Below are 8028 nucleotides of genomic sequence, written 5' to 3'. Positions count from 1 at the left end.
AGAGAAGCGCGCAGCAGATGTCGTTTCAGAGCGAAGTGCTGACGGATCGGACCGAAACTCGACAGGAAAGCCTGCGTGCGCTTCGGGTCGCGAAAGCCTCGCATACGCCGCTCGCGCTCCCGCGTGGGTTGACGGCTGTTCTCTGCACGATTGTTGACGCGGGCCGCAGCCTTGACGAACACATGTTTCACGTTTGCCGATTCCGGGATGTCGGCTTTCGCTGCCGGATAGCTGCGCAATTGATCGGCAACGATCTTGCGTGGCGCCGGGTTTGAGCGCAGCACACGCTTGAAGAAACGTTTGGCGGCGGCCATGTCGCGCCGCTTTTGCAGCAGGATGTCGAGTTCGACGCCGTGCTCGTCGACTGCCCGCCAAAGAGCCGGCGCCCGCCGGCCTATATAAGACCCTATTTTTAAAGGTATGAGATGGCGAACTCCAATCGCTTGCCAAATCGCGATAAATAAATAACGTCGACACAGTACGGCTTCCGGCTGATTGCTCCCGCAGACGTTGGCGAACGAGACTGGGTATTTTTGCAAATCCGGCCGCGTCGAGCACGGCAACGAAGTCCGTCCGGGATAGACGTTCTCTGAGGGTGTTTGCGAGAAGTGTCATCTGCGCTTCTGTAGCCACCGTGCGCAAGAGCGCGGCACGTTGCAGTTCACATTCATCCTTGATCGCTTCCCGTATCCTGACCTCAAAGGGTTTTCGCACAACCTGCTTGCCCTGATACCGCGTGGGCGTCGCAGATTTGCCGTGTTCGCTGGCCCCGGATTGCTTCGAGCAGCCGCCAGCCAATGTGGCCATGGGCACCGGTTTCGGGGCCCCAGGAGTCATGCGACACCACCCGGCGGAACGCGATCCAGCACTTCCAGTGGGACGGAGTCCAAAAGCTCGACGAGCGACTTCAGGTCGGTACGTCGAAGATCCGCAAATCTCGAAACACCGTTTCGGTAGACAACCGTGTACGCACCGGGCATGAGGCTGCCCCGTGGGAAAATATGAAAGTCGAGGAAATCTGTAGCCGCACGCTCGATGCGGGCGTACACCAGAAAGTCGATGGCGAAGCAGTCTGGCCAGCGCACGACCCTGTATGGTGAATGCCCGCGAATGAGCCATGAACTCCTCGCCACAAACTGCAGCCTGAGCGTGTTGTCCACGCCCATCACATTGGTGTGCTTTTCGTACTTTACGTCATGTCCCAGTCCTCGCAGCACCTCCGTCGTGATATCGGCTAACGAACGCTCCATCCGTCGTTCGACGTATCTGTTCCGGGACCGCTCGGGATTCAGATAGGGCGAGTACCCAATTTCCTCGTACGCTCCGTACAGACTGCCGAATTCCCGCATGATGCGCTCTACAGACGGCGCGCTTCTATAGTGCCTCAAGGTTGCCTGGTTCAGTTTGCCGGTCTTCTCGATGACCTTGCGTAGGCCAGAGACGATTTCTTCCCGACTGGGAATTTGCCTGCTGCGGGCGAGCTTGCGCTGAACGGCGCCAAAGAGCTGGTTGCCGACCACGGGCTCAAAGGCACTGGTCACGCATATCCATTCCTCCCTGGGCAATTGCTCCCATGCGGCGTCCAGCTTCGACGACGTCTGGCTGTAGACGTTGGTGCCGATGTACTTCTCGTTGCGCAGAATCTGAAGAATGTTCCGAGGCAACCATGGTCGACCTGCACCGTTGCAGATGCCAAAGTCATTCAGTCGGCGCGCTACGTCCGTAGCAGCAGTTCTGCGGGTGGCGTACCACTCGAACATTTTTCTCACGAGCGCTGCTTCATGGGGTGGTCCCGGCGCGAGGATTACACGGTCGGTCTGGATGCTTTTGTACTGGTACGGTGCGAGCGGCCTCCGGACGCCGCTATTGACGTCCACCAGTACGCGTTGCAGGCCATATCCGGGTGGGCCGCATGAGTGGTAACCGCGCTGGACGTTGACGCAATGGCCCAGGAAAACTTTCCGCGAGATCTCGCGACTGAACTCTCCCGCCATCGCACGCTTAAGCGCTTTCATGACGCACATAGCCTGGCTAGCGTCGTTTTCAAAAGGCTCCGCGACGTAAATCACCTTTACGCCAGCACGGCGACAGGCGTATTCATAGAAAGCGGCTTCATCAACATCCTGAAATCACCCCCACCGGCGCACACCATAGACAAGAATCGTGGTGAATTTCCGGGCTGGATTGCCACTTCCCGACATTCGCCTCTTAGCCGGTGGATCTCGGCTGTGGGTCCCGGTCCGGACCTTCGTGGGCCGCATTGGCTTGGTTGCTTGTCGATCGTTGGGTAACACCCCCCCGCTTGACCCTTTCCTATGTATCGTCAGAGTTATCACCTGTAGGTCCGGCCCGCAACAAGCGCTATTGTTGCCTCGGGTGTGGCACACTCTAGTTGTTGCGGTGTGGCCAGTCGAGGGGGATAAAGTGCGTGCTCCGTCCGACAGCGGCCACCGCTTGATGGGGGGCCAGCAGTTGGAGCCGTCTTCTCGGTTCGGCGCGCTTGAAGACAGTCGCTTCCAGGTCTTGTGGGAGAACGGTGATTGTGCCTTCTGCCGGGTACGGCACCTGGACGCCAATGGCAGTCAAACTGCGATGCTGGCCGTGCGGCTCACCGCGGAGCACCCGACGCCCGCCAGTCTGGATCGCTTGGCCCACGAGTACAACCTGCGCGACGAACTGGACAGCGCCTGGGCGGCGCGGCCGCTGGAACTCGTGCGCGAAGGCGGTCGGACGCTGCTGCTGCTCGAGGACCGAGGCGGCGAGCCGCTTAGCCGGTTACTTGAGGCGCCCATGGAAGTGGGCTGCTTCCTACGGCTTGCCCTTGGCATCGTCACCGCGCTCAGCAAGGCGCACCAGCGCGGCCTGGTTCATAAGGATATCAAGCCGGCCAATTTTCTCGTGAACGCGAACGGCGAGGTCAGGCTGACCGGCTTCGGCATGGCTTCACGCCTGCCCCGCCAGCGGCAGGCACCCGAGCCGCCTGAGACCATCGCCGGCACGCTCGCCTACATGGCCCCCGAACAGACCGGGCGCATGAACCGCTCGATCGACGCCCGCAGCGATCTCTATGCGCTCGGCGTCACGCTCTACCAGATGCTCACGGGTTCGCTGCCGTTCGCCGCGACCGACCCGATGGGGTGGGTCCACTGTCATATCGCGCGAAAGCCGGTGCCGCCCTGCGAGCGCCTGGAGGGCATCCCCGACCCGGTGTCGGCCATCATCATGAGGCTGCTGGCGAAGGCGGCCGAGGAGCGCTATCAGACTGCCGGCGGAATCGAGCGCGATCTGCGCCGGTGCCTCACCGAGTGGGAAGCTCACTGTTACATCGAGGACTTTCCACTCGGTCAACAGGACACGCCCGATCGGCTGCTAATCCCAGAGAGGCTGTACGGGCGCGCGTACGAGGTTGAGACTTTGCTCAGATCGTTCGATCGCATCGTCACAAGCGGCGCGACGGAGCTGGTGCTCATCTCCGGCTATTCGGGCGTTGGCAAGTCCTCGGTCGTCAACGAACTGCACAGGGTGCTGGTGCCGCCGCGCGGGCTTTTCGCTGCGGGCAAGTTTGACCAGTACAAGCATGACATCCCTTATTCGACGCTCGCTCAGGCTTTTCAGAGCCTCGTGCGACCGCTTCTCGGCAAAAGCGAGGCCGAGCTGAGCGGTTGGCGCGACGCCTTTGTGGCGGCGCTTGGGCCGAACGCACGGCTGATAGTCGCTCTCGTCCCCGAACTCACACTCATCATCGGTGAACAGCCACCGGTCCCCGTGCTTCCGCCACAGGACGATCAACGGCGTTTCCAGCTTGTTTTCCAGCGCTTTATCGGCGTATTTGCCCGGGCGGAGCATCCACTGGCGCTTTTTCTCGACGACTTGCAATGGCTCGACGCGGCAACGCTCGATCTGCTCGAAGACCTGTTGACCGGGTCCGACCTGCAGCACCTGATGTTGATCGGTGCCTATCGCGATAACGAAGTGACGGCGGCCCATCCGCTGATGCGCAAGCTTGACGCCATCAAGGCCGCCGGCGGCAAGGTCACGCAAATCACGCTGGCGCCGCTCACCGAAGCGCATTTGCGGCAGTTGCTGGAGGACGCGCTTCGCTGCGAGCCGTCGCGCGCCGCGCCGCTCGCGCAACTGGTCCACCAGAAAACCGGCGGCAATCCGTTTTTTGCCATTCAGTTCCTGACGTCGCTGGCCGACGAGGGCCTGCTCGTCTTTGACCATGATGCTGCCCGCTGGTCGTGGGTTCGCGAGCGTATTGACGCGAAGAGGTATACCGATAACGTCGTCGAACTTATGGTCACGAAGCTCGCCCGCTTGCCGGCCGACACGCAGACGGCGTTGAAGCGACTGGCTTGCCTCGGCAACATCGCCGAGACGGCAATGCTCTCGATCGTCCTTAAGGCTTCCGACGAACAGGTGCATGCGGCGCTATGGCCGGCCGTTCGTCAGGAATTGGTTGAGCGCGTCGCGCTCACCTACCGGTTCGTCCACGATCGCATCCAGGAAGCCGCATATTCGCAAATCCCGGCGGAACTGCGCGGGGAGACCCACCTTCAAATCGGCCGGCTGTTGGCCAGGCAGACGCCTGCCAAGAAGCGCGAGGATGCGATTTTTGAAATCGTCAATCAGCTCAACCGTGCCATCCCGTTGATTACCTCCCGGGCCGAACGCGAGCGACTCGCCGAGTTCAATCTGATCGCCGGGCGGCGCGCCAAGGCTTCAACGGCCTACGCCTCGGCGCTCAAGTATCTCGTCGCAGGCGTGGCGCTGCTGAGCGACGATGGCCGGTCGCGCCGACGGGAGCTGTTCTTCACGCTGGAGCTGAACCGGGCCGAATGCGAGTTCCTGACCGGCGCGCTGACGGAAGCGGACGAGCGCCTGACGGCGCTGTCGGCCCGCGCGGCCACGACGGTCGAACGCGCGTCGGTCGCGTGCTTGCACATGGATCTCTGCCTGAACTTCGATCAGAGCGGCCGCGCGGTCGCCGTCGGTCTCAATTATCTCCGGCATCTGGGCATCGATTGGTCGCCGCATCCGACGGAAGAAGAAGCGCGCCGCGAATATCAGCGGATCGGGGCAACCGTCGGGGACCGCCCGATTGAGGCACTCGTCGAGCTGCCTTTGATGAGCGACCCGGCCTCGCTCGCAACTGTCGATGTTCTGACTATGCTTTCAGTGCCTGCCTTTTATACGAGTCCGAACCTGGTGTGCCTTGTCATCTGTCGGATTGTCAATCTGAGTCTTGAAGGCGGCAACTCTGACGGTTCCTGCCACGCCTATGGATATCTGGGTAGCGTCATCGCCGGACCGCGATTCGGCGACTACCAGGCCGGATTTCGATTCGGCCGGCTCGGCTATGAGCTGGTCGAGCAGCATGGACTGAGGCGCTTACAGTCCAGGACCTATCTGAGCTTTGCAAATGGCGTCCTGCCGTGGACGCAACATATCCGGGATGGCCGTGAACTCCTGCGTCGCGCGTTCGAGGCCGCCAACCAAAGCGGCGACCTGAATTGCGCGGCGGGCTGCTGTCATCACCTGTACACGAACCTGCTTGCGGCCGGCGATCCACTCGAGGAGGTGCAAGGCGAAGCCGAACGGGGTCTCGCCCTTGCGGAGAAGATACGGTTCGGTCTTGCCATTGACCGCATCAGCACGCAGCTCGGGCTCATTCGGACGCTCCGCGGGTTGACGCCGAATTTCGGTTGCTTTGACGATACGCAATTCGACGAGCTTCGGATCGAGCGTCGTTTTGCCAGCAATCCGGACCTGGCGCTTGCTGAGTGCCGGTACTGGATATGCAAACTGCAGGCACGCTATTTCGCGGGCGACTATGCTGCAGCAGTCGATGCGTCGTTAAGGGCGCAACGGCTACTTTGGACATCAGAGTCATCTTTCGAAACGGCGGAGTATCGCTTCTACGACGCGTTGTCCCGCGCTGCATCTTGTGACTCCGCGGCGGCAGACCAGCGCCAGCAGCATGTCGAGGCGCTGGTCGCGCACCACCGGCAGCTTGAGATCTGGGCGGCCAATTGCCCGGAGAATTTCGAGAACCGCGCCGCCCTGGTCGGGGCGGAAATCGCCCGGATCGAGGGCCGCGCGCTCGATGCGATGGACCTTTACGAACGGGCCATCCGCTCAGCCCAGGCAAATGGATTTATCCACAACGAGGCGCTTGCTAACGAACTGGCCGCACGCTTTTACATGGCGCGGGGGCTCCAGCAATTCGCGCAGTTGTGTCTGCGCAATGCCCGCTACGGCTATCTGCGTTGGGGAGCCGCTGGGAAGGTGCGGCAACTCGACGAACTGTATCCGCAACTCAGGTGGGAAGAGCGCGCACCCGGCCCAACGAGTACGATCGGGACGCCGGTCGAACAGCTCGACCTTGCGACCGTTATCAAGGTCTCGCAGGCGGTCTCAGGCGAGATCGTCCTGGGCAACCTGATCGATACGCTCATGCGCACGGCGATTGAGCAGGCCGGTGCCGAAAGAGGGCTGCTCGTCCTGCCGTGCGAGGGTGAGCTGCGGCTCGAGGCGGAAGCCACGACCGGCGGCGACAAGGTCCTCGTGCAGCTGCGCGACCAGCCCATGGCCACGGCCGGGCTGCCGGAGGCGGTGCTCAACTATGTCCTGCGCACCCGGGAAAGCGTCATGCTCGATGATGCCGCGGCCCAGCCCCCGTTCGCTGCCGATCCCTACATTCGGCAGCGGCAGGCGCGATCCATCCTCTGCCTGCCCTTGCTCGCCCAGGCAAAGCTCATCGGCGTGCTCTATCTCGAGAACAGCCTGGCTCCCCGCGTCTTCGCTCCAGCCCGCGTCGCGGTGCTGAAGCTGCTTGCCTCGGAGGCCGCAATTGCGCTAGAGAATGCCCGTTTGTACCGCGATCTGGCCGAACGCGAAGCAAAGATCCGGCGCCTCGTCGACGCGAATATTGTCGGTATATTTATTTACGATCTCGACGGTCGGATATTCGAGGCCAATGACGCGTTTCTCCGAATCGTGGGCTATGACCGCGACGATCTCATATCCGGGCGTCTGCGCTGGACGGACCTCACGCCGCCCGACTGGATCGAGCGCGACAGACGGGAGTGGGTGCCTGATCTCCAGGCGACGGGGACATTACAACCCTTCGAAAAGGAGTACTTTAGAAAGGACGGTAGCCGTGTGCCCGTGCTGATCGGCGCGGCGAGCTTCGAAGAAACGGAGAATCAGGGCGTCGCGTTCGTGCTCGATTTGAGCGAGCGCAAGCGGGCCGAAGCCGAAGCACGCGAGAGCGAGCGGCGTTACCGCGAAGTGCAGACGGAGTTGGCGCACGCGAACCGCGTCGCGACGATGGGGCAGCTCACGGCCTCGATCAGCCATGAAATCACGCAACCGATCGCCGCGAACGCCGTCAACGCGCAGGCGGGTCTGCGCTGGCTGAGCGCTCGGCCGCCGAATCTGGAGGAAGCCCGGCATTCGTTTGACCTGGTTATCCAGGACGCGATGCGCGCCAGCGAGATCGCCAATCGAATTCGTGGCCTCGTCAAGAACGTTCCACAGTGTAAGGAGAGGCTACAGATCAATGAGGCGATTGATGAGGTCATCGCGCTGACGCGCGGTGAGGCCGAGAAGCACAGCGTTTCCGTGCGGATGCAGCTTGCGGAGGACTTGCCGCTCGTTGAAGGGGATCGCGTCCAGCTCCAACAGGTGATTCTGAACCTGATCGTCAACGCCATCGAAGCGACGAGCACGGTCGACCAGGGGCCGCGGGAATTAACCGTCCGCACCAGCAAGGACGAGTCGGGTAGCGCGCTTGTCGCCGTGCGCGATTCGGGGCCGGGTGTCACTCCGCAAAACGTCGAGCGCATCTTCGAGCCGTTCTACACGACGAAGGCTGCCGGGATGGGCATGGGGCTGTCCATCTGCCGGTCGATTGTGGAAGCGCACGGGGGGCGGATATGGGTGAGCGGGAACGTGCCCCATGGTGCCGCCTTTCAGTTCACCGTGCCTGTCCAACCGAGCAACATATGATGATGAGGCGCCGTT

The 8028-nt window shown here is 61.9% G+C and carries 2 protein-coding genes and 1 pseudogene; 1 reads left to right on the top strand and 2 read right to left on the bottom strand.

The genetic code is table 11. The features are described from left to right. Together GNZ12_RS43245 and GNZ12_RS43240 are read right to left on the bottom strand one after the other, a co-directional pair. A pseudogene (locus GNZ12_RS43245) lies at window positions 1-377 on the bottom strand (DDE-type integrase/transposase/recombinase); the annotation flags it as partial. A 456-nt stretch (window positions 378-833) separates the two neighbouring features. Continuing rightward, window positions 834-2015: a recombinase family protein gene (locus GNZ12_RS43240; protein WP_235994094.1), complete on the bottom strand. Its 1182-nt coding sequence runs from the start codon at window positions 2013-2015 to the stop codon at window positions 834-836. A 442-nt stretch (window positions 2016-2457) separates the two neighbouring features. On the opposite strand from GNZ12_RS43240, the gene GNZ12_RS43235 reads away from it, so the two are divergent. After that, a complete protein-coding gene (locus GNZ12_RS43235; protein WP_172319051.1) occupies window positions 2458-8013 on the top strand; it encodes a trifunctional serine/threonine-protein kinase/ATP-binding protein/sensor histidine kinase in 5556 nt (1851 codons plus the stop codon). The last annotated feature ends 15 nt before the right edge of the window (window positions 8014-8028 follow it).

The organism is Paraburkholderia solitsugae, from assembly GCF_013177695.1.
Lineage (GTDB): Bacteria > Pseudomonadota > Gammaproteobacteria > Burkholderiales > Burkholderiaceae > Paraburkholderia > Paraburkholderia solitsugae.
This window is presented reverse-complemented; position numbering and strand designations above follow the sequence as displayed.

What these genes read in the sequence shown, in the direction of transcription:
- GNZ12_RS43240 (WP_235994094.1), bottom strand. Translation starts at nt 2,015, where the DNA reads ATGAAAGCGCTTAAGCGTGCGATGGCGGGAGAGTTCAGTCGCGAGATC.
- GNZ12_RS43235 (WP_172319051.1), top strand. Translation starts at nt 2,458, where the DNA reads ATGGGGGGCCAGCAGTTGGAGCCGTCTTCTCGGTTCGGCGCGCTTGAA.